20 protein-coding genes are annotated in these 20,257 nt (G+C 32.0%); 6 read left to right on the top strand and 14 right to left on the bottom strand.

All coding sequences use genetic code 11. The features are described 5' to 3' along the window. Nucleotides 1-34: 34 nt before the first annotated feature. The 4 genes from clpB to J2Z35_RS02875 all read right to left on the bottom strand — a co-directional run bounded on the left by clpB (nucleotide 35) and on the right by J2Z35_RS02875 (nucleotide 4,837). Nucleotides 35-2,629: an ATP-dependent chaperone ClpB gene (gene clpB, locus J2Z35_RS02890; RefSeq protein WP_209659168.1), complete on the bottom strand. Its 2,595-nt coding sequence runs from the start codon at nucleotides 2,627-2,629 to the stop codon at nucleotides 35-37. A 75-nt stretch (nucleotides 2,630-2,704) separates the two neighbouring features. Next, entirely contained in the window at nucleotides 2,705-3,658 is a 954-nt protein-coding gene (locus tag J2Z35_RS02885; protein WP_209659166.1) for a DnaJ C-terminal domain-containing protein, read from the bottom strand. A gap of 106 nt (nucleotides 3,659-3,764) precedes the next feature. Beyond that, nucleotides 3,765-4,211: an Hsp20/alpha crystallin family protein gene (locus J2Z35_RS02880; RefSeq protein WP_209659164.1), complete on the bottom strand. Its 447-nt coding sequence runs from the start codon at nucleotides 4,209-4,211 to the stop codon at nucleotides 3,765-3,767. A 98-nt stretch (nucleotides 4,212-4,309) separates the two neighbouring features. Then, entirely contained in the window at nucleotides 4,310-4,837 is a 528-nt protein-coding gene (locus J2Z35_RS02875; RefSeq protein ID WP_209659162.1) for a hypothetical protein, read from the bottom strand. 138 nt (nucleotides 4,838-4,975) lie between these two features. Here J2Z35_RS02875 and J2Z35_RS02870 point away from each other — a divergent pair, with 138 nt between their 5' ends. The 3 genes from J2Z35_RS02870 to mgtE all read left to right on the top strand — a co-directional run bounded on the left by J2Z35_RS02870 (nucleotide 4,976) and on the right by mgtE (nucleotide 7,827). Continuing rightward, nucleotides 4,976-5,434, top strand: coding sequence for an NUDIX hydrolase (locus J2Z35_RS02870; protein ID WP_209659160.1), 459 nt, complete (start codon nucleotides 4,976-4,978; stop codon nucleotides 5,432-5,434). A 125-nt stretch (nucleotides 5,435-5,559) separates the two neighbouring features. Then, complete coding sequence (locus J2Z35_RS02865; RefSeq protein WP_209659159.1) at nucleotides 5,560-6,456, top strand: fumarylacetoacetate hydrolase family protein; 897 nt, start codon at nucleotides 5,560-5,562, stop codon at nucleotides 6,454-6,456. A gap of 36 nt (nucleotides 6,457-6,492) precedes the next feature. Next, nucleotides 6,493-7,827 (top strand): magnesium transporter, encoded by a 1,335-nt coding sequence (gene mgtE, locus J2Z35_RS02860; protein WP_209659157.1) that lies wholly within the window; start codon nucleotides 6,493-6,495, stop codon nucleotides 7,825-7,827. 51 nt (nucleotides 7,828-7,878) lie between these two features. Here the strand turns inward: mgtE and J2Z35_RS02855 are convergent, their stop codons facing one another. After that, the gene (locus J2Z35_RS02855) at nucleotides 7,879-8,712 is read right to left on the bottom strand and encodes an NAD(P)H-hydrate dehydratase (protein ID WP_209659155.1); all 834 of its coding nucleotides are present in this window, start codon (nucleotides 8,710-8,712) and stop codon (nucleotides 7,879-7,881) included. A gap of 13 nt (nucleotides 8,713-8,725) precedes the next feature. After that, nucleotides 8,726-9,748, bottom strand: a complete 1,023-nt coding sequence (locus tag J2Z35_RS02850; protein ID WP_209659153.1) for a DUF362 domain-containing protein — start codon at nucleotides 9,746-9,748, stop codon at nucleotides 8,726-8,728. Between the two features lie 159 nt (nucleotides 9,749-9,907). Between J2Z35_RS02850 and J2Z35_RS02845 the strand changes: the two genes are divergently transcribed. Beyond that, complete coding sequence (locus J2Z35_RS02845) at nucleotides 9,908-10,762, top strand: stalk domain-containing protein (RefSeq protein WP_209659151.1); 855 nt, start codon at nucleotides 9,908-9,910, stop codon at nucleotides 10,760-10,762. A 78-nt stretch (nucleotides 10,763-10,840) separates the two neighbouring features. Here J2Z35_RS02845 and J2Z35_RS02840 read toward each other — a convergent pair whose 3' ends face one another. Continuing rightward, nucleotides 10,841-11,395 (bottom strand): DNA-3-methyladenine glycosylase I, encoded by a 555-nt coding sequence (locus J2Z35_RS02840; protein WP_209659149.1) that lies wholly within the window; start codon nucleotides 11,393-11,395, stop codon nucleotides 10,841-10,843. Nucleotides 11,396-11,458: 63 nt separating this feature from the next. Next, a complete protein-coding gene (locus tag J2Z35_RS02835; protein WP_209659146.1) occupies nucleotides 11,459-12,124 on the bottom strand; it encodes a B3/B4 domain-containing protein in 666 nt (221 codons plus the stop codon). A 139-nt stretch (nucleotides 12,125-12,263) separates the two neighbouring features. Here J2Z35_RS02835 and J2Z35_RS02830 point away from each other — a divergent pair, with 139 nt between their 5' ends. Then, nucleotides 12,264-13,118, top strand: a complete 855-nt coding sequence (locus J2Z35_RS02830; protein WP_209659144.1) for a tRNA 2-thiocytidine biosynthesis TtcA family protein — start codon at nucleotides 12,264-12,266, stop codon at nucleotides 13,116-13,118. 174 nt (nucleotides 13,119-13,292) lie between these two features. On the opposite strand, the gene J2Z35_RS02825 is transcribed toward J2Z35_RS02830, so the two are convergent. The 3 genes from J2Z35_RS02825 to J2Z35_RS02815 all read right to left on the bottom strand — a co-directional run bounded on the left by J2Z35_RS02825 (nucleotide 13,293) and on the right by J2Z35_RS02815 (nucleotide 16,398). Further along, nucleotides 13,293-14,624 (bottom strand): Sapep family Mn(2+)-dependent dipeptidase, encoded by a 1,332-nt coding sequence (locus J2Z35_RS02825; RefSeq protein WP_209659142.1) that lies wholly within the window; start codon nucleotides 14,622-14,624, stop codon nucleotides 13,293-13,295. 88 nt (nucleotides 14,625-14,712) lie between these two features. Then, nucleotides 14,713-15,840 carry a pyridoxal-phosphate-dependent aminotransferase family protein gene (locus J2Z35_RS02820; protein ID WP_209659140.1) on the bottom strand — a complete coding sequence of 376 codons (1,128 nt, stop codon included), beginning with the start codon at nucleotides 15,838-15,840 and terminating at the stop codon, nucleotides 14,713-14,715. A 12-nt stretch (nucleotides 15,841-15,852) separates the two neighbouring features. Continuing rightward, nucleotides 15,853-16,398, bottom strand: coding sequence for an ECF transporter S component (locus J2Z35_RS02815; RefSeq protein ID WP_330623347.1), 546 nt, complete (start codon nucleotides 16,396-16,398; stop codon nucleotides 15,853-15,855). Nucleotides 16,399-16,578: 180 nt separating this feature from the next. Here J2Z35_RS02815 and cutA point away from each other — a divergent pair, with 180 nt between their 5' ends. Next, nucleotides 16,579-16,899: a divalent cation tolerance protein CutA gene (cutA, locus tag J2Z35_RS02810; RefSeq protein WP_209659138.1), complete on the top strand. Its 321-nt coding sequence runs from the start codon at nucleotides 16,579-16,581 to the stop codon at nucleotides 16,897-16,899. A gap of 77 nt (nucleotides 16,900-16,976) precedes the next feature. Here the strand turns inward: cutA and J2Z35_RS02805 are convergent, their stop codons facing one another. The 3 genes from J2Z35_RS02805 to J2Z35_RS02795 all read right to left on the bottom strand — a co-directional run bounded on the left by J2Z35_RS02805 (nucleotide 16,977) and on the right by J2Z35_RS02795 (nucleotide 20,127). Further along, nucleotides 16,977-18,371, bottom strand: a complete 1,395-nt coding sequence (locus tag J2Z35_RS02805) for a sensor histidine kinase (RefSeq protein WP_209659136.1) — start codon at nucleotides 18,369-18,371, stop codon at nucleotides 16,977-16,979. Then, nucleotides 18,361-19,065, bottom strand: coding sequence for a response regulator transcription factor (locus J2Z35_RS02800; RefSeq protein WP_330623346.1), 705 nt, complete (start codon nucleotides 19,063-19,065; stop codon nucleotides 18,361-18,363). The genes J2Z35_RS02805 and J2Z35_RS02800 overlap by 11 nt, the downstream gene beginning before the upstream one ends. Before the next feature lie 186 nt (nucleotides 19,066-19,251). Further along, on the bottom strand, nucleotides 19,252-20,127 hold the full coding sequence (locus J2Z35_RS02795; RefSeq protein ID WP_209659133.1) for a C40 family peptidase: 876 nt from the start codon (nucleotides 20,125-20,127) through the stop codon (nucleotides 19,252-19,254). Between the last annotated feature and the right edge of the window lie 130 nt (nucleotides 20,128-20,257).

Raw genomic sequence — 20,257 nt, 5'->3', positions numbered from 1 at the left:
TAATTTATTGAATAATCTAGGGTTTTATATTATATTAAATCGTTTTAATCAATAACCCCTGCTCTGTAGATGTTATTTGAGCAGTTTTACCTTCAGATAATTCTCCTTTTATTATCATCCTAGCAAGCTGTGTTTCTATGTGTTTTTGAAGATATCTTTTAACTGGTCTAGCACCATAAACCTGAGAATATCCTTCTTCAACTATTTTATTTTTAGCTTCTTCAGTTAATTGAAGTTTAATATCTTTATCATAGATTCTTTTTTGAATATCTTCAAGGGCAAGATCTACAATCTTTAATATCTCATTTTTCCCTAATGGCTTAAATATTATGATATCATCAATTCTATTTAAAAATTCAGGCTTAAATGAGCTTTTTAAAGTTTCCATAACTCTATTTTTTGCATATTCTGTAATATTGCCTTCAAGATCTATCCCTTCTAATAAATACTGGCTTCCTATATTTGAAGTCATAATAACTACTGTATTTTTAAAGTTCACAGTTCTGCCTTGAGAATCTGTAAGTCTTCCATCATCTAGAAGTTGAAGAAGTGTGTTAAATACTTCTGGATGAGCTTTTTCTATCTCATCAAATAATATTACACTATAAGGTTTTCTTCGAACAGCTTCTGTAAGTTGTCCTCCTTCTTCATATCCTACATATCCTGGAGGAGCTCCAATAAGCCTAGCTACAGTGTGTTTTTCCTGGTATTCACTCATATCTATTCTTATGATATTCTCTTCTGAGTCAAATAGCGCATTTGCTAATGCTTTTGCAAGCTCTGTCTTTCCTACTCCAGTTGGCCCTAGGAAAATAAAAGAGCCTATAGGTTTTTTAGGATCTTTCAACCCAGACCTTGCTCTTAGAACAGCATCTGATACAGCGTTTACGGCTTCATTTTGACCAATCACCCTTTCTTTTAGTATGTTTTCCAGATTAAGAAGTTTCTCTCTTTCACTCTCCATAAGTTTTGATACTGGTATGTTTGTCCATTTAGAAATTATTTCTGCTATTTCATCTTCTGTAACTTCTTCTGATAAAAGATTATTTCTATCTTTGTTTTTTTGATTTTCTCTTTCTTTTTCGAGCATTTTCTCAATCTCAGGAAGTTTGCCATACTTAAGTCTTGCAAGTTCTTCCAAATCATACTTTCTTTCTGCTTCTTCTATTTTTCTTTTTACATCATCCATTTCCTGTTGAAGTCTTTTTATTTTAGATATATTCTCTTTTTCAATAATCCACTGGGTATTCATTTCACTGTATTTTTCTTTAAGGCTTGAAAGTTCTTCCTGAAGATTCTTCAGCCTTTCCCTTGAATTAAAATCATCTTCTTTTTTCAAAGCTTCTTGCTCTATTTCTAGCTGCATTATTCTTCTACTTATTTCATCAAGTTCAGAAGGCATACTATCGATTTCCGTCCTTATCATTGAAGCAGCTTCATCCATAAGGTCTATTGCCTTATCTGGCAAAAATCTATCACTTATATATTTATTTGAGAGAACTGCACATGCAACTATTGCATTATCTGCAATTCTAACTCCATGATGTATTTCAAACTTTTCCTTTATTCCTCTTAATATTGAGATAGTATCCTCAACAGTTGGTTGATCCACAAGAACTGGTTGAAACCTTCTTTCTAGTGCTGCATCCTTTTCTATATATTTTCTGTACTCGTCAAGGGTTGTAGCTCCAATACAGTGAAGTTCTCCTCTTGCTAACATTGGTTTAAGCAGATTACCTGCATCCATTGCCCCTTCAGCTTTTCCTGCGCCAACTATATTGTGTAGCTCGTCAATAAATAATATTATTTTACCTTCAGATTTATTGATTTCGTTTAAGACAGCTTTCAATCTTTCTTCAAACTCTCCCCTAAATTTTGCTCCAGCTATTAATGAACCCATATCAAGAGCAAATATGGTTTTATTTTTTAGGCCTTCTGGGACATCCCCTTTTAAAATTCTTTGGGCTAATCCTTCTACAACTGCCGTCTTTCCAACCCCAGGCTCACCAATAAGAACTGGATTATTTTTTGTTCTTCTTGATAATATTCTAATGGCCCTTCTGATTTCATTGTCTCTCCCTATTACAGGATCTAGCTTTCCTTTCCTTGCCATCTCAACTAAATCTCTACCATATTTTTCTAATACTTCGTATGTCTCCTCTGGATTTTGATTCGTTATTCTTTGATTACTTCTTATCTTCATCAAAGCTTCTAAAAAAGCTTCTCTAGTAATTCCATATTTTTCAAATATTTTTTTTGAAAATGTGCCTCTTTGCTCGAGTAGAGAAAGATATATATGTTCAACCCCTATATAATCATCTTTAAACTTTTCTGCCTCATCCTTTGCCATCATTAAGACTTGATTTGCATTTCTGCTTATATATACGTTTGATACCTCTTGACCTGAAACTTTTGGGAGCTTATCTAAATGATCATATAGCTCTTTCTCTATTTTAATTTTATCTTTATTCATATACTGAAGAAGTTTACCAATTAAACCATTCTCTTGTACTATAAGGCAATAATGTAGATGCTCTATCTCTATTTGTTGATTCCCTAATTTGAGTGCCATTTCTTGAGAGCTTGAAATAACCTCTTGAGATTTTTGAGTAAACTTATCTATATTCAAAATCATCACCTCTCTAAAATTAAATATTTATTAATTTAATATACTTTTTTATTTATCCTTTTTTATTTATCTATGTTATCTTTCTGGCTTGTAGTCTGATATCTTGGAAAGTTTTTCGTATAATTCCTTTTCGCTTTGTGAAAGACTCTCTGGATTTACAATTAAAATTGTTAAGTATAAATCACCTCTGTTACCATTTTTATCAACATAGCCTTTACCTCTTAGTTTTAGTTTCCCTTTGCTTTGAATTCCAGCAGGCAGCTTGACCTTAACAGTCTCATCTAATGTTTTTACCGATATTTCTTTACCAAGTGCAGCTTCCCAAGGTGTAACCTTTATTTCCTTGTATAAATTTAATCCCTCTATAGAAAACTTACTGTTATTTTTTAGCTTCAGTGTAATATAAAGATTTCCTCTTCCTCCAGAATAGGGATTTAATCTTCCTTGGCCTTTTAGTTTGATTTTAGATCCACTTTTCACACCTTTTGGTATTTTTATATTTATTGTTTTTTCTCCCTCTTCTGTACTTAATTTCACCCTTTTCTCAGATCCTTTTAAGCCTTCCAAAATCTCTATTTCAAGTTCTGATTCTATATCATCATTTCGAGATGAACTTTGTCTGAAATCTCCATAGCTAGAGTTCCCGCTTCCAAAATCTCCCCAAATATTATCAAATCCTCGTCCTCCAAAAAACATATTAAAAAAATCACTAAAATCACCACTACCAAAATCCGAGTAATTTCCTTGAGAATTACTTCTAAATTCAAACCCAAAATCCGAGGGATTAAAATCATAATTATTATTAAAATTCATATTAGAGCCTAAAGCATCATACTTTTTTCTTTTTTCTGGATCTCCGAGTACTTCATAGGCTTCATTAATTTCTTTGAATTTTTCTTCTGATGTTTTATCATTTTGATTTCTATCTGGATGATACTTTTTAGCAAGTTTTTTATATGTTTTTTTAATTTCCTCTTGGGAAACATCCTTGGACAAACCAAGTATTTCATAGTAATTTTTGTATTTCAAAAGCCCACCTCCTTATCTTTTATAAAATACCCTTATCCTAAAAATAATAACTTTATTGTAAGGACAATAAAATTAAAGCCTCAGATAAAATCTGAAGCTTTATGACTTATTCTATGACAATTTCATATTTCCCTTTATCTTCTTCTTTCTTTGGTACAGTTATCTTTAAAACACCCTCTTCAAGTTTGGCTTTTATTTTTTCTACATCCATATTTTTTAAATAAACTAATCTTTGCATGGAAGATAATCTTCGTTCTCTGTGGATATAATTTTCTTTTTCTTCATTTATTTCATCTTGCTGCTTCACAGAGATTATTAACCTGTCATCATTGTAGTCGATAGATATTTGCTCTTTTTTAACTCCAGGCAATTCGGCTTCCACTAGATATTCGGTCTCTTTTTCTTTTATGTCCATTTTGAAAGAGTCTTTTCTTGTTGTTCTTCTTTCAGGAAAACGATCATTGAAAAAGTCATCAAACATGTTGTAAAAATCTAAAAAGTCATCTTCTCTTTTTTGAATCTGATTTCTTCCAAAAGGCGTTAATCCTAACATACTGATTCCTCCTTCATATTTTTTATTAGCACTCCCTTTTAATGAGTGCTAATTTTGATTTAATTTTAAAACTTCCTTATTTTTTTGTCAAGTAGTTTTTAAAACTTTTTTAATTTTTTTTCTATCTGTGGTATATTTTCTTCATTCATTGTTATTAATTTTCGGATTTTTCTATTGGGAAATATCCTTTTTCTTGGGGTATAGAAAACTTCAAGTACAGCCCCATTCATTCCAGATGATTTAATCCATCTATACTGCACTATATTTTCCCAGTATAAAAACCCATCAACTGTAGTCATTCCTTTTTCTCTTATCTCTTTTGAGTTGAGAGTTCTATACACATTGAGCATTGAAATTAACAGCCATAATATAGGTGTGGTTATCATAATTACAGGACTTGTATAATAATTACCACCACTGCTTAAAAAACTATTTAGAGATAGATATATCCAAAAAAATCCCATCATTACCCAGAAAAAAACTAGGGCATTTGTCTTTTTATCTCTTGGAATTTTAAAAATCAGTTTTCCAAGGTAATCTTCTCTTTTGATTTCCTTTAAAAAAAAGTGGATTGCAGCCGTTAGAGCAATCGCCATGACTATTTCTATCAAACCAATATTAAACATATTTTTCACTCCTATTTTTTAATGTCGTTTAATTAATTAATACCTCTATATATTAACATGAAATAATGAGTTATAATTTAAAAAACTAATATCTATATTAATTACTAGATACTTAAATTTTAAAGGAGAATAAGTCTTATGATACTATCCACTCACTGCTACATAGAAAAAGATAATAAAATTCTAATGTTACATAGAAACAAAAAGAAAAATGATATACATGAAGGCAATTGGATGGGCCTTGGCGGAAAGATAGAATCTGGCGAAACTCCAGAAGAATGTATAATTCGAGAGGTAAAAGAAGAAAGTGGACTTACCATAATAAACCCCATATTAAAAGGTGTTCTTACTTTTCCAAATTTCATGGATTCAGGGGACTGGTATATGTTTTTATTCAAGTGCACTGAATTTAGTGGAGATTTAATCGAATCTCCAGAAGGAAATCTCAAATGGATAAGCAAGGAAGAAGTGTTCGAGTTGAATCTATTGGAAGGTGACAAGCTTTTTATGAAATGGATGAATGAATATAGTTTCTTTTCTTCTAAAATGATTTATGAGAATAATGAGCTAAAAGATTACACATTGAATATATATTAGAATTTAATAATTGGTTTAATCTTTGGACAGGTATATAATGTACTTAATAATATAACTACATGCTTATAGTACTTTATATAAAGCTGTATTTCTTACTTAACATCTTAAATATAGGGAGGTATAAAATGAAATTTGTAACTTATAAAGTCTCTAATAACCAAGATTTTGGAATATATGAAAAGAAATTGAATAAAGTTTTTAGTTTAAACGCTCTTATTGGTTCTAATTTTAAAAACCTTTTAGAATTTATAGATTCTTCTTTGGAAAATAAAATAGGGCTTATTAATGAAGCTTTAAAAAATAGAAATTTGGTTGAAAGTTTAGGAATTGATTTTTCAGATGTTACTTTATGCTCTCCTATTCCTATCCCTAGAGGAGATGTACTATGCCTAGGTCTTAATTACAAGGATCATTTAGAGGAAACTTCAAAAGTACTTGGAACTAGTAGCGAGCCACCAAAATATCCTATATACTTTTCAAAGAGAGCTACTTTTACGACTGGACCTTTTGAGGATATTCCATCACACAGTAATATAACCACTAAGCTTGATTATGAAAATGAGCTTGCTGTAATCATTGAAAAAAAAGGAAAAGATATATCCCAAGATAAAGTAGAAGACTATATATTTGGTTATACCATACTTAATGATTTTTCAGCTAGAGATCTTCAGAAAAATAACGGTCAGTGGTTTAGAGGAAAAAGCCTTGATTACTTAACTGCTCTTGGTCCGTGGATTGTATCAAAAGATGAAATACCATTTCCTGTTCACCTTGATATAATTACAAGAGTTAATAATGAGATTAGGCAGACATCAAATACAAAGGAGTTTATATTTGATATTCCTACGGTTGTAAGCGATCTTTCTAAAGGTATGACTCTTATGCCAGGAGATATAATAGCAACAGGCACGCCTTCAGGAGTTGGTATGGGTCTAAATCCTAGAGTCTGGCTAAAAGATGGAGATAAAATCGAGTGTGAAATCAAAAGTATAGGAACCCTAACAAATACAATTAAAGACTAGTTGTTTATAACTTAAAAACTTTTTAGGATGTGATTTATGGAAAACGAGATAGAAATTATTGATTTTATATTAAAAAATAATGCAGAGGCTATATTAGAAAAGCTTGATGATATCCATCCTGTAGACTTTCTTGAAGCCCTTAGTTCATATCATGGCGAGGCTGTTGAGGTTTTAGAAAAGCTTCCTGACGATTATATAGCTTTATTGATAGATGAAGCAGAAGACGATGAAAAATATGGACTGCTCTCTTTGTTTTCGCAAAATCGAAAAAATAATATTATATCGGAAATGTCTTCTGATGAGCTTGTAGATTTGCTTAGAAATATAGATGAGGACGAAAAAGAATCCATTATCTTGAAAATGGATAAAGAAGATGCAAAAGAGGTCAAAGAGCTTTTGGAGTACGACCCTGATTCTGCAGGCGGAATAATGGCTACAGAGTTTTTATCTGTTAAAGACAATATGACAGTTGATGAAGTAATTAAATTTCTAAGAGATAATGCCCCTGATTCAGAGACTCCTTACTATATTTATGTACTTGATGATTACGATGTTTTAAAGGGAGTTGTTCCTCTAAGAGATATAGTGATTTCCGACGCTCAAACCATAGTAAAAGATATAATGATTGAAAAAGTGATTACAGTACCTGTACAGATGGATCAGGAGGATGTTGGAAATATATTTGACAAGTATGGATTTATGGCAGTTCCTGTAACAGACGACTTTGGCGTAATGCTGGGAATAATAACAATAGATGATATAGTTGAAATCTTAAAAGACGAACATACAGAAGACCTTTATCGTCTAGCAGGTCTGGATGAAAGTGAAAAAATTTCAGGCTCTGTAAAATCTTCTATAAAAAGCAGGCTTCCTTGGCTTATAGTAAATTTAGGAACTGCTATCCTTGCAGCTGCCACTGTAAGCTTATTTGAAAATACTATCGAAAAAATAGTTGCTCTAGCGACTTTTATGCCTATTGTAGCAGGTATGGGTGGCAATGCAGGAACTCAAACTCTTACTATGATAATAAGAGGAATCGCACTGGGTGAACTTAATTTTGAAAATGAAAAAGAAGTATTGAAAAAAGAAATTCTTGTAGGTCTTGTAAATGGAACCTGTCTTGGGATTATTGTTGCAACGCTTGGGCTTTTGTGGGTAGGTAACCCTGTGTTTGGACTAGTAATTGGAATAGCTATGTTTTTAAATCTAGTAATAGCTACAATTGCAGGATATTTTGTCCCATTGATTTTAAAAAAAATAAATGTAGATCCAGCGCTAGCATCTGGAGTATTTGTAACTACAGTAACTGATGTACTTGGTTTTTTCTTTTTTCTTGGGCTTGCAACCCTTATGATAAATTTTTTAATATAGTAAAACTTCCTATGATAAGGCTTAGCTTAGACGTATCATAGGAAGTTTTATTTATTCACTCTTATAAACCCTATCAATAGTTTTTCCAAGATTTTCAAGTACTTCTGTAGCAATCACATTATATGAATCTTCCCCTAAAATATCCCCAGCATATCCATGTATATAAACTGAAGTTAGAGAAGCTTCTAAAGGGCTTAGCCCCTGTCCTGCAAAAGAAGCTATAATTCCTGTAAGAACATCTCCCATACCACCAGAAGCCATTTTAGAACTTCCAGTCGTATTGATATAAAGGCTTTCTTTATCTGCAACTACAGTGTTATACCCTTTTAAAATCAAAGTAACTCCAAATTCTTCAGCAAATTTACGAGCTATTTCAATTTTATTTTTAATAATTATTTCTTGGGAAACTTTAATTATCTTTGAAAACTCTCCAACATGTGGTGTCAAAATTATATTTGTTTTTCCTTTTAATATATCCAAATTTCCCTCAAGCACTGTTACCGCATCTGCATCAAGAATAATCGGACAACTTGAATTTCCTATAAGGTAAGAAACTGCTTTAAATGTATCTTGATTATTTCCCATACCTGGACCTATTGCTATAGAATCAGCCTCTTCTATTAGAGACTTTATTTCATTTGAGTCGTTGTCTAATATCATAGCCTCATTTAATTTAATTTGCATAATATCAACGATTTCTTTGTCTGTAGCTAGGGTTACAAGTCCGCTTCCACTTTTCACTGCCCCTTGAGTACATAGATATGCAGCCCCTGTATATCTTTTGCTTCCTGCAAAAATCAATACTTTTCCAAAATCCCCTTTATGACCATCCATTTTTCTTATGGGGATTAAAGATTTGACCTTTTTTCGGGTAATTTGATTCATCTATTCACCTTCTTTAAAAAATTTCTATAAGTTCATAATCTTTTTCTCCAAATCCTATTTCTACGGCGTGTTCTATTGATTCTCTACCATCTTCAAAGAGCTTTTCTCCCTGTTCTCTTTGGAGTATATCAAGACAGGCTGTATCAATGGACACTGGATCATTTGATATAAATACTCCGATATCCTTGGCAACCTCATCCATTGGTTGTCCAACGCAGTCACACTCTTTTGTAATATTCATAAGAAAATTAATATAAATAATCTCTTTATCTTTTTGCGCTCCATATGCATACTCTGTTACTTTTTTCTTAAAAGCTTCTTCACTCCAATCATTAACTATAGCTCCTACAGGACAAACTGCTATACATCCTGCACATCCTACACACTTATCATGATGTATATAGGCTTTTTCTTTCATTTCGATTGCATCAACATCACATTTTTTTATACAAAGCTCACATTCTATACATTTTTTTGCAATTACTTCTGGTTTGATTCCTGAATGCTGAGCAAGCTTGCCTCCCCTTGATCCAAATCCCATTGAAAGCTGCTTCATAGCCCCACCAAATCCGGCTGACCCATGACCTTTAAAGTGCGCGCACACTAGATACTGACTATAGTCTCCAAAAGCTTTTCCTATTTTACAGCTATCAAAGTATGTTTTATTAATTGGAACCTCTATATATTCATTTCCATATTCTCCATCTGCAATTATTATAGGAAGTTGAGTAAATCCATGCTCTTTTGCAAGCTTTATGTGACTTTCAGCAGTAGTTCTACTTCCTCTATAGAGCACATTGGTTTCTATATAAGAGGATTTAATATTTTTTTCTGAAAGATAATCAATAATACCCATATAGCAATCAGGAGGAATAAAAGTCTTATTTCCCTTTTCTCCAAAATGAACCTTGATGGGAACATGCTTTTCAAATTTGAAATCTATTTCTTCAACAAGCTTTTCTAAAAGAATCCTTGCTCCATCGCTCAAATCCTTATAATCTTTGTTTGTAATTCTTTTAAAAAACACCTTTGCCACAAAAATCCCTCCTAAATGTTTCAACCTTGTTTTAATCATATTTAGTTTTACATGAAGTATTTAAAATTTTATATAATCTTTATCTGTAACTATTATATACTTTTTTTATATTTTATAGACTGTTATAATTTTTATAAAACGAAATGGAGGTATAATTTTATGAAAAATATAAAATTAATAATAGCTATACTTATTTTTTCTATAATGATTCCATCTTATTCTCATGCCCTTCCACCGATTACGATAAGCCTTAATGGCTCTATAGTACCTACTGATGTTGCTCCTTCAATCGAAAATGGAAGAACATTAGTACCTATAGCACATATATTTGGAGCTTTAGGGGCGGATGTAAAATGGGACGGAGATAGAAGAACAGTCCTAGGCACCCTTGGTGATACTAAAATTGAGCTTGCAATAGACAATCAAATTGCTCTAGTAAATTCAAGGATGGTCCGTCTTGATGTTCCAGCTAGAATTCAAAACAGCAGAACCATAGTTCCCCTTAGATTTGTAGCAGAAAGTCTTGGAGCTACAGTAGAGTGGGATGATCCAAATAGACATATTTCTATAACTACAAGGATTTCAGAACCACAAGTTCCTCAGATTCCACAAAAACCTCAAGATGAACTTGCTCTATCTGTATATTTTATGAGAATCACCCCTACTAGCTTCGTACTTGATAAAGAAATTCAAAAGTTTGATGGCCCTGAGCTTAATCTTATGGAACTAGGTGAAAGACTTTTGAAGCAGCCAAATAGCTCTGAGCTTACAAAAATAATACCTGAGGGTACTACTATAAATAATATGTATATTCAAAATAAAACAGCATTTATAGATTTCTCAGCTGAGATAAAAAGTGCTCAATATGGACATGAAGCAGAATCAGTGCTTGTAAACTCTATAGTAAAAACTTTCACTCAGCTTGATAACGTAGATTATGTTCAAATTCTAGTAGATGGAGAAATCACAGACACATTATCTGGTCATATTCCAGTTGATGCTCCACTACAATAAAACAGATTAATTGAAAGCAAACTCCTCTTAGGCTTTTATAGGGTATCCTAAGGCTTAAAGAGGAGTTTTTTAGTGTTTTTATACTTTTTTAAAGCAATCTGCTTCATGATCTTCCACAATCCCTACAGCCTGCAAATATGAATAAATAATAGTGGTTCCAATAAACTTGAATCCCCTTTTTTTAAGGTCCTTTGAAATATCATCAGAAAGTTTTGTCTTTGTAGGTATTTCATGATATGATTTGAAATTGCTTTTTACAACTTCTCCATTTGAAAAACTCCAGATGTATTTATCAAAGGTTCCAAATTCTTCCCTTATCTTTATAAAAGCCTTTGCATTATTTATTGAGGCCTCTATTTTTTTTCTATTTCTAACTATCCCTTCATCTTTAAGTAGCATATCTATCTTTTGACTGTCATAAAGTGCTACCTTTTTAAAATCAAAGTTTTCATATGCTTTTTTATAGTTTTCTCTTTTTTTAAGTATAGTAATCCAGCTTAGCCCTGCTTGTGCGGATTCAAGTACAATAAACTCAAAATGCTTGTAATCATCATGGACTGGAATGCCCCACTCTTCATCATGATATTTTATATAAATAGGATCATCACTTACCCAAAAGCACCTTTTTTTCATATATATCCCCTTTTTATAAGATCTCCATTTTATTCATAGTATGTTGCCCTAATAATTATAACCTTATCCTCTTACTATTTTTGTTTCTATATCTTTTCCATCTGCAAATTCTCTCAGTAAATTTTTTGCATGCTCTAAATGTCCATCCATATTATTTTCTCCTTCAAATGAAATTATAACCATAAAAATTTCACTTGTGGTTTCCTTTATCATAGCTCTTGTGGAGTCAGATGTAGTACTTCCAAATTTTCCCTGACTATCCTCAAATACAGGCAGATTAAACAGGTTTACAGGCCCTCTTCCTATTCCATCATAATATTCTCCTTCTTTCCCCTTTGTAAAATATATTTCATTATCTATATTTTCTATGTCAAATGTTCCTACTGGTAGCCTTGAAGAAAGAGATATTAAGTTATTTATTTCAACTATATTATTTACCTTGTATAGTCCATTTCCTTTTGTAATCCTTCTAAAAAGAGATTCCGAAGACAGTCTATACCTGCTTGGATCTTTTCCTAGTTTTTTGTATGCTTCTCTTGATTTTTTTATTTCATGGATTTCAAGTACTTCACTTAAATCATAATTATTTTCTATGGATATAATTTCTTTTTCGATATTATCCCAAAGATTTAAAGAACTTTCTTTTACAGTAACCTTAGCCTTTATACATCCAAGTACTATACTTGGAAGAGCAGTTTTTAAAACATCATTAATATAAACCTTAATCATTTTTTCCTCCTTCTTATTAGTCTTATATATATTCTAACAAATTTTCAAGCATTTAAATATCTATAATAAATCTCTATAGAGTTTAGACAATGCCTAAAATAAATGTTATAATATTGCAGTTAAATTGTGAGGTGAAAAAATGAGTGAATTATCAGGAAAGGGTTGCGATATTTTAGTACCATTTAATGAGCGTAAGCCTTTACATGAAATCGAAAGAAGTCTTATAAAAACATATAGGAAAGGCATATGGTCTAAATTTATAAAAGCTTTAAATGACTATAGTCTTGTTGAAGAAGGAGATAAGATTGCTGTTGCAATCTCTGGTGGAAAAGATAGCATAGTTATGGCTAAGCTTTTTCAGGAACTTAAAAAACACAGTAAGGTCAACTTTGAACTAGAATTTATAGCTATGGACCCTGGCTATCATGATAGCATCAGAGAACTTATGATGGATAATTTTGCATATCTTGAAATCCCAATTCACGTATTTGATACAGATATATTTAAGGTGGCAGATAAAATAGCCCAGGACTACCCTTGCTATATGTGTGCAAAGATGAGAAGAGGAGCACTCTATAACAAGGCTGAAGAACTAGGGTGCAATAAGCTTGCCCTAGGACATCATTTTAATGACGTAATAGAAACTACTATGCTAAATCTACTATACACTGGAAATTTTAAAACCATGCTTCCTAAACTAAAATCTTCTAATTTTGAAGGACTAGAGCTTATAAGACCACTATATCACATTGAAGAAATATATATAGAGAGATTTATAAGAAACAGCGGAATCTGGCCACTAAATTGTGCTTGCATGGTAGCAGCTAAAAAGACAGGTTCTAAAAGGCATGAAATGAAACATCTCATTGCTGATTTAAAGAAGAATTTCAACAATGTTGACAAATCAATATTTAAGGCAGCAGAAAATGTCAATATGGATTGTATACTTGGATGGCAAAAAGATGGGGAAAAACATTTTTATTTAGATGAATAATCAATTTGCTATCTCAAGACAAAAGCTTAGATGGGTTATGAAATTATAAAATTATTCAATTTTAAAATAAAAGTAGAGGATTAATGATGCGCTATATCATCCAATCCCCTACTTTTATTTTTTGAATGCAATTTATTTATACAGAGTATTTATCTAAATAGTTTTTAAAGCCTTTTATTCAACTAGCTTGGCAATAGCATTTAGATATATAGTTGTAGCAGTCATAAAATCTTCAATATCTATATATTCGTTAGCTTGATGTTCGGTTTTTGGCTTTCCTGGAAGTACAGCACCAAAGGCTACGCAGTTTGGCATGGCTCTAGCATAAGTGGCTCCACCTGATGTCAGAGGAGTACTATCAAGTCCAGTAACTTCATTAAATACATCTCCTAAAGTCTTAACTAAAACATGATCTAATGGCACATGTATTGCTCCAAGAAAATCTCTTTCAGAAGAAGTTAACTTATATTTATCTAAAAATTTGCTTAGATTTTCTACAAACTCTTCTTTCTCAAAGCTAACAGGAATTCTTATATCAAGGGATATCTCACTTTTCTCTTCATTTATGGTAAGCATTCCAACATTTATAGTCAGCTTCCCAGAAAAATCCTTCCACTCTCCTACTATATTTTCCCCATAATGGCTAGTTCCCAAAACATCACTTATAAACTCAGCCGCAGGTATCTTGAATCCTGCCTTTTTAAGGGCAACCGCAAGTCTATTTATAGCATTGATTCCAGCTTCTGGTTTGGCTGAGTGAGCACTCTTTCCAATTACAGTCAGTTTATTCCCCTCACATTTATACTCAAATCCTAGCTTTTTTAAAATATGCTCTACTTCATCTAGATTTTCCATCTCTATTGTTGCTTTGTCTGCCAAAGCATTAAAACTATTTCCAGCTTGAATTTTAAGATCATTTCGTCCATCTCCAGTAAGTACTAGCTGAAGAAGGCCTTTTTCCGCATGTATCATAGGAAAAACTGAGTCTGGAGTAAATCCAAAACTTGGCTTTTCTTCTTTTTCCATATATTTTTGTATACCTCTCCAAAGATTCTCTTCATCGGTTCCAAATATAAATCTAAGCCTTTTATTGAATTTGTATCCCTCATCTAGAAGCTGTTTTGCTGCATACATAGTAGCTATAGTAGGACCTTTATCGTCTTGTACGCCTCTACCATAAATCTTCCCATCTACATATTTTGCTTCAAATGGGTTATATGTCCAGTTTTCAAGGTCTTCTGCTGTCACTACATCAAGATGTCCAAGGATTCCTACAAGCTCTTCCCCTTCTCCAATTTCTGCATAACCATAATATCCTTCTGGATCAATTGTTGTTTTAAATCCCAGTTTTTTAGAAAGCTCTATTGTTTTCTCTAAAGCTTCTTGAATAGGTTTTCCAAAAGGATATGGAGAGTCATCTTCAGTATATACACTTGGTATGTCGACAATAGATATAATGTCCTTTATCATATCCTCTTTATATTTTTCCTCATTAAAACGTTTCATTTTTTCACCTTCCCTATCATAATCAAAGTCATTAATATTGATAAAGCTTACATGACTCTATTTACCCTAAGAAGATAATATAAATCAATTAGAAAAAAACATTATATTTCATAAATGATTCAGTCAATGAACATTCAAGTACAATGTTTTTTTCTAAAAATACTTCGTCTAATGCCTTAAGAGTTTCAATAATCATATTTTCATCTAGGTTATCTCCCATATGCCCTATTCTAATGGTCTTTCCCTCTAGATGTCCTACTCCAGGTGATATAAATACTCCTTTTTGAACCATCCTATCAACAATTTCTACATCAGTTATATTGTCAGGCAGTAGTACCGTAGTTACCGTGTTTGAAAAATGACTCTTAGGATATAGTTTTAAACCTGATTTTATAAAAGCATTTCTCACTCTTTCACCAAACTCTTTGTGAATACTTACATAGTCAGTATCCAGTATATTTTTCAGAGAAATATTTAAGCCATATATCAGAGAGTCGTTCATGGTATATGGAAATTCTCTAGAGCCTGATTTTTCCAGATGGTTTTTAAAATTACAATAATAAGACTTTATAGGAGTTTTCCTATTTAAAACTATAGACTCTGCCGTTTCGCTGATTGTGATTAATGTTAACCCAGATGGTACAGACAAACACTTTTGAGATCCTCCGATTAATACATCGATTTTAAACTTATCAAAATCAATAAATTCTCCCCCTATTGAAGAAACAGCATCTACTATGCTAAGCACTCCATAATCCTGTAATAAAGAGCATATTTCATCTATTGGATTCATTATTCCTGATGGAGTTTCACAATGAACCAAAGTTGCAAATTTAAAATCACTATCTTTTTTTAGATATTCATCCAAAATGTCTTTATTGAGGCCTTTTGTGTAATCCATTTCTAGCATTACAGGTATACCGCCATACATCTCAATAAAGTATTTAAATCCATATCCAAAAAACCCATTGTGAATTACAAGAACTCTGTCCCCTTCTTCTATTAGCGAACTACAGGCGGCTTCAAGGCCAAGAATCGCCTCTCCTAGCATTACAAAGCTCTTTGCATTAGTATTAACAAGTTTTGAAATCAAGGCTTCAGTTTCTCTATGAATAGTTATGTAGTTTTTATCTATGTCTGTATTTGTTGAATTTTTCATCATATAATCCAGTTTTTCTCTGCTTACTGTAGTCGGTCCTGCACTCATTACTATCATATTCATCCTCCTTTAATTATGGTTTGTAATACCTGCTTTAATCAGTGCCGCTGAAGCCGGAATACTGATTATAGCTCCTATAGCAAGCTGCGTAATATTACCCGGTATTGATGTCATAGGAGTCAAAAGGTTTCCATAAAGTATTACCTCTGTAATATAATACCCAAATATCATCCATATGCTCGCTACTAAAATACCAATTGAATTATAAATAGTACTTTTTCCACTTTTTTTAGACGCTATATGTCCAATTATGTATCCCATTACTCCTCTAATCACAAATGTAAATGGCGCCCAAAGCATCCACCCAGATAAAATGTCAAAAAGTCCCATTCCAAAAGCTCCTGCAATAGCTCCTTTGTTTTTACCAAAAACAATGGCACTAATAAATAGCATTACGTTTCCTAGATGTATAAGTCCTCCGTTAATTGATATAGGTAGTCTTATATTTATAAATTTGGTTGATACAAATACAAGTGCTATAAGTAGTGATGATATGACCAAGTCCTTTGTTTGCCAAGCAGATTTCATCTCATTTTTTCTAATTGCCTTTTCCAATTTAAAACATCCCCTTTGCTTTTTTAATATTTTGAAATTCTAGTCATTTGATACAAATATTATAATATTTAGAGAAAAATAGCAATACAATTTTAGAGATTCCAAGAATTGTATCGCTACAAATTTATTGTTTTATACCTAAAAGATTTGGTATAGATATTTAGTAAAGGAGATGAGATTATGGATTTTAAAGAAGTGAAATTAGAAATATATATTCCAGAAGAATACTTAGAATCTCTCCAGAATAAATTAAGAGAGTCTAATCTATGCGTAATTGGAAACTACGATAGTGTAATGGCAGTTACTGAAGTCACAGGTTACTGGAGACCACTTGACGGAGCTGAACCGTTTGAAGGAAAAGTCGGCTCTATATCTAAAGAAAAAGAGCTAAAGATTGAATTCAGATGCCAAACAGAACAAGCTGAAGAAGCTTTAAAAGCCATTAAAGAAATTCATCCATATGAAGAACCTGTAATAAATATACTGCCACTACTTTTTTAGTCAAAAAAATCTTCAAAAAAACTATTTTTTACTTTTAAATAGTTTTTTTGAAGATAAAATAATCCAAGTATAAAAAATCACCTTATAATCTTACCACCAGGTAGTGATATCATTACATCTGTTCCTTTACCTACTTTACTTTCTATTTGTATAGTGCCGCTATGAGCCTCAACTATTTCCTTGGTAATCGTGAGTCCTATCCCAAAGCCACCCGTTGATTTATCTCTCGATTTATCAGCTCTATAAAATCTCTCAAAGATATATTTTAGATTTTCTTTAGGAATACCTATTCCATAATCTTTAATTTCAAGTATAGTATTACCCTTTTTAAAATCTAAATAAATATATATTCTGCCATTTTCATTACTGTATTTTATAGAGTTTGAAATCAAATTTATAATAGCTTGTTTGATTTTGTCCTCATCTCCGTAATACTCTACATTTGTTTTATTGACTATAATCTTAATATCTTTTATATTGGCTTGAGGTTCTAATGTGTATACGATTGAATCTAAAGTTTCTTTAAGATTAAAAACCCTCCTATTTAATTCCATATTTCCATTTTCATATCTAGCTAGTTTTGTAAGCTCCCCTACTAAACGATTAACTCTTAAAATTTCTTTATAGATGCCTTCAAGTCTCTCCTCATCTGGTTCAAGCACACCGTCAACTATCCCCTCGAGATTAATCTGAATGGCAGCTAAAGGAGTCCTCAGCTCATGAGAGACATCTGAGACTATCCTTTTTCTTGTCAATTCATGTTCTTTAAGATCCTTGGCTAGTTTATTTATCCAAAGAGCCAATTCGTTTATTTCTATTATTTTAAATGTTTCACTTATATGTTCATCATAGTTACCTTTTGATATTTCTCTTGTGGCCTTGGTTGTTTTTAAAATAGGAATTGAAATGCTTCTCGATATTAAAAGTCCTAAAATTAGGGCAAAAAATATTGATAGGAAAATTGATATGGTAATAACCTCATGTATGGAATTAATAAATTTTGAGTCCTCTGATGTAAAATAAAAAGGAGTATAGTAAGAAATAAAAAGAGTCCCTATTTGTCTATTTTCATGAATAAGCCTTCTCTCGTGAGTAGTGATTTTACCTACCCAGTTTTTATAATGATTTTTCATACTTTTAGAAATATCTGATAACAGTTCTTCTGGGCTAGATTCTCTCTCTTTTGCAATATCAAAAATAATATCCCCCTGAGAGTTTTCAACCGATATTACAAAACCATCTTCAAGAGCTCTATCTCCGGTTTGTCTTATCCTAAACTCTCTCCAATCATCATGATATTGATGACTTATATCAGTTATTATATTTTCTAATTTTATATTTTGGGTTTGTTTTACGTATTCAATAAACTGACTATCCACTATACGATTCAGTAAAATAAGGATGGAAATAACTGTTACAAATGCAGTAATTCCATGAGTTGTAGACAAGGCACTCCTTAACTTAACCTTCATCGCTTCCTCCCGTAAATTTATATCCAACTCCATGAACAGTTTTAATGTAATGAGGATTCTTTGGATCAGTTTCGATTTTATTTCTAAGTTTTTTTACGTGGGTATCTATTATTCTATCATATCCATCAAATTCACTTCCAAGGGCAATGAAAATAAGTTCTTCTCTTGAAAATGTCTTGTTTGGATATTTTATCATCGAGAGCAATATTTTGTATTCGCTTGGCGTAAGCTTAATAATACGTCCATTTTTCTTTACCTCGTTGCTAATCATATCAACTACAAGGTCCTGATTATTAAACTCCATTACATTAAAAAGGGGAACTGGATCCATCTTCACTCTTCTAAGTATCGCTCTTACTCTAGCTATTAGCTCCTTAGCACTAAAAGGTTTTGTCATATAATCATCAGCACCCATATCAAGGCCTTCTAAAAGTTCTGACTCCTCTACCTTTGCCGTGAGCATTATTATAGGGATTCTAGAGCTTCGTCTTATCTCCTTGCATATTTCTTCACCAGACATTTCAGGAAGCATTCTGTCTAATATAACTAAATCAGGCATTATATTATAAAAAGCATCTAGTCCTTTTTGTCCATCATTTTCCTTAAAAGCTTCAAATCCTTCTTTTTCAAGATATTTGCTTACAACGTCAGTTATCATTTTTTCATCATCTATTATTAATATCTTTTCACTCAATTTACTTACCTCCATCTTGTTGCTTTATTATGTTTGTATAATTACATTTTATAACATTAATTTTTTAATATAACAATATACTTTATTTATACCAAAAAAACCCGTTTGAAATCCAAACAGGTTTTTAATAGGCATTTATGAAACTCATATGTAATACTTAAAATATTGAATCTTTATATAAGTTATCTATTTTAAAATTCTTGATGCTGTAATGTATCTACTTGAGTAGTATCCTTGACTCAAACTATCTACTCTTACACCTCTGCCCGATGATGAAGCATGAATGAAGTTTCCATCAGAAAGGTATATTCCAACATGAGTTATGCTACCTGGAGCTCCAAAGGTATTAAATGCAACTATATCTCCAGGCTGAAGGTCATTTTTTGAAACAGTTTCCCCTGCTCTAGCTTGATCTCTTGATACTCGAGGAAGTGTAACTCCAAGGGCATTTCTATATGTATATTGAATAAAGCTTGAACAGTCAAAACTGCTTGGTCCATTAGATCCGTATCTATATGGAGTTCCAAGAAGTGAATTTGCCATGCTTAACAACTTTTCTGAGTCCCTTTGAGCAGATCTTGATACTCCTGATTTAAATTCCTCTTCAGTTACTATATACTTTGAAAAAACATATCCTGTTGTGCCTTTAAATAATACTTTTGACCATTCGCCATCTTCTTCTAGTACTAAAACCTTATCAGAGTTGTTTACTATACCAAGAGCTTTACTTTGAGCATTTGGCTGTGATCTAAGATTAACCCCTTGATTTGTTATTATGCCCTCATAGGTTCTTTTGATATTTATATCGTTTTTATTTACGTATCCTTCCATTCCAAGCTGAGTCTTTACCTTTACCCAGTTGCCTTGCTCTTCCAATACAAAGAGTTCTTGCCCTTGCACTGCTTTTGATACTAATGTTGAATCTTCACTTGCCTGTGCTCTTACTGATACTAGAGTTGATTTTGCTTCTGCTTTATTATATGTATTTGCATATGATGTCACTGGAACAGAAAAAATCATTCCTAACGCTACAACACTTGCTAATATAGTATTTTTTTTCATTTAAGTCCTCCTAAAGACAATTCACGTCTAACAAAATGCCATTAATTAATTTGATTTATATTATTTTCGACTTTTTAATCTTAATAAATCTTTATGAACATTTTGTGAAGAAATTAAAAAAAAATTACAA

The organism is Acetoanaerobium pronyense (assembly GCF_017874355.1).
GTDB classification, from domain to species: domain Bacteria; phylum Bacillota; class Clostridia; order Peptostreptococcales; family Filifactoraceae; genus Acetoanaerobium; species Acetoanaerobium pronyense.
Note: the sequence above shows the minus strand (reverse complement) of the source record. Positions and strands in the feature narration are given on the sequence as shown.

Bases quoted from the DNA above. Each gene is read 5' to 3' on its own strand.
- J2Z35_RS02880 (WP_209659164.1), bottom strand. From the start codon at position 4,211: ATGTTAGGATTAACGCCTTTTGGAAGAAATCAGATTCAAAAAAGAGAA.
- J2Z35_RS02875 (WP_209659162.1), bottom strand. From the start codon at position 4,837: ATGTTTAATATTGGTTTGATAGAAATAGTCATGGCGATTGCTCTAACG.
- J2Z35_RS02870 (WP_209659160.1), top strand. From the start codon at position 4,976: ATGATACTATCCACTCACTGCTACATAGAAAAAGATAATAAAATTCTA.
- J2Z35_RS02865 (WP_209659159.1), top strand. From the start codon at position 5,560: ATGAAATTTGTAACTTATAAAGTCTCTAATAACCAAGATTTTGGAATA.
- mgtE (WP_209659157.1), top strand. From the start codon at position 6,493: ATGGAAAACGAGATAGAAATTATTGATTTTATATTAAAAAATAATGCA.
- J2Z35_RS02855 (WP_209659155.1), bottom strand. From the start codon at position 8,712: ATGAATCAAATTACCCGAAAAAAGGTCAAATCTTTAATCCCCATAAGA.
- J2Z35_RS02845 (WP_209659151.1), top strand. From the start codon at position 9,908: ATGAAAAATATAAAATTAATAATAGCTATACTTATTTTTTCTATAATG.
- J2Z35_RS02840 (WP_209659149.1), bottom strand. From the start codon at position 11,395: ATGAAAAAAAGGTGCTTTTGGGTAAGTGATGATCCTATTTATATAAAA.
- J2Z35_RS02835 (WP_209659146.1), bottom strand. From the start codon at position 12,124: ATGATTAAGGTTTATATTAATGATGTTTTAAAAACTGCTCTTCCAAGT.
- J2Z35_RS02830 (WP_209659144.1), top strand. From the start codon at position 12,264: ATGAGTGAATTATCAGGAAAGGGTTGCGATATTTTAGTACCATTTAAT.
- J2Z35_RS02825 (WP_209659142.1), bottom strand. From the start codon at position 14,624: ATGAAACGTTTTAATGAGGAAAAATATAAAGAGGATATGATAAAGGAC.
- J2Z35_RS02820 (WP_209659140.1), bottom strand. From the start codon at position 15,840: ATGATAGTAATGAGTGCAGGACCGACTACAGTAAGCAGAGAAAAACTG.
- cutA (WP_209659138.1), top strand. From the start codon at position 16,579: ATGGATTTTAAAGAAGTGAAATTAGAAATATATATTCCAGAAGAATAC.
- J2Z35_RS02805 (WP_209659136.1), bottom strand. From the start codon at position 18,371: ATGAAGGTTAAGTTAAGGAGTGCCTTGTCTACAACTCATGGAATTACT.
- J2Z35_RS02795 (WP_209659133.1), bottom strand. From the start codon at position 20,127: ATGAAAAAAAATACTATATTAGCAAGTGTTGTAGCGTTAGGAATGATT.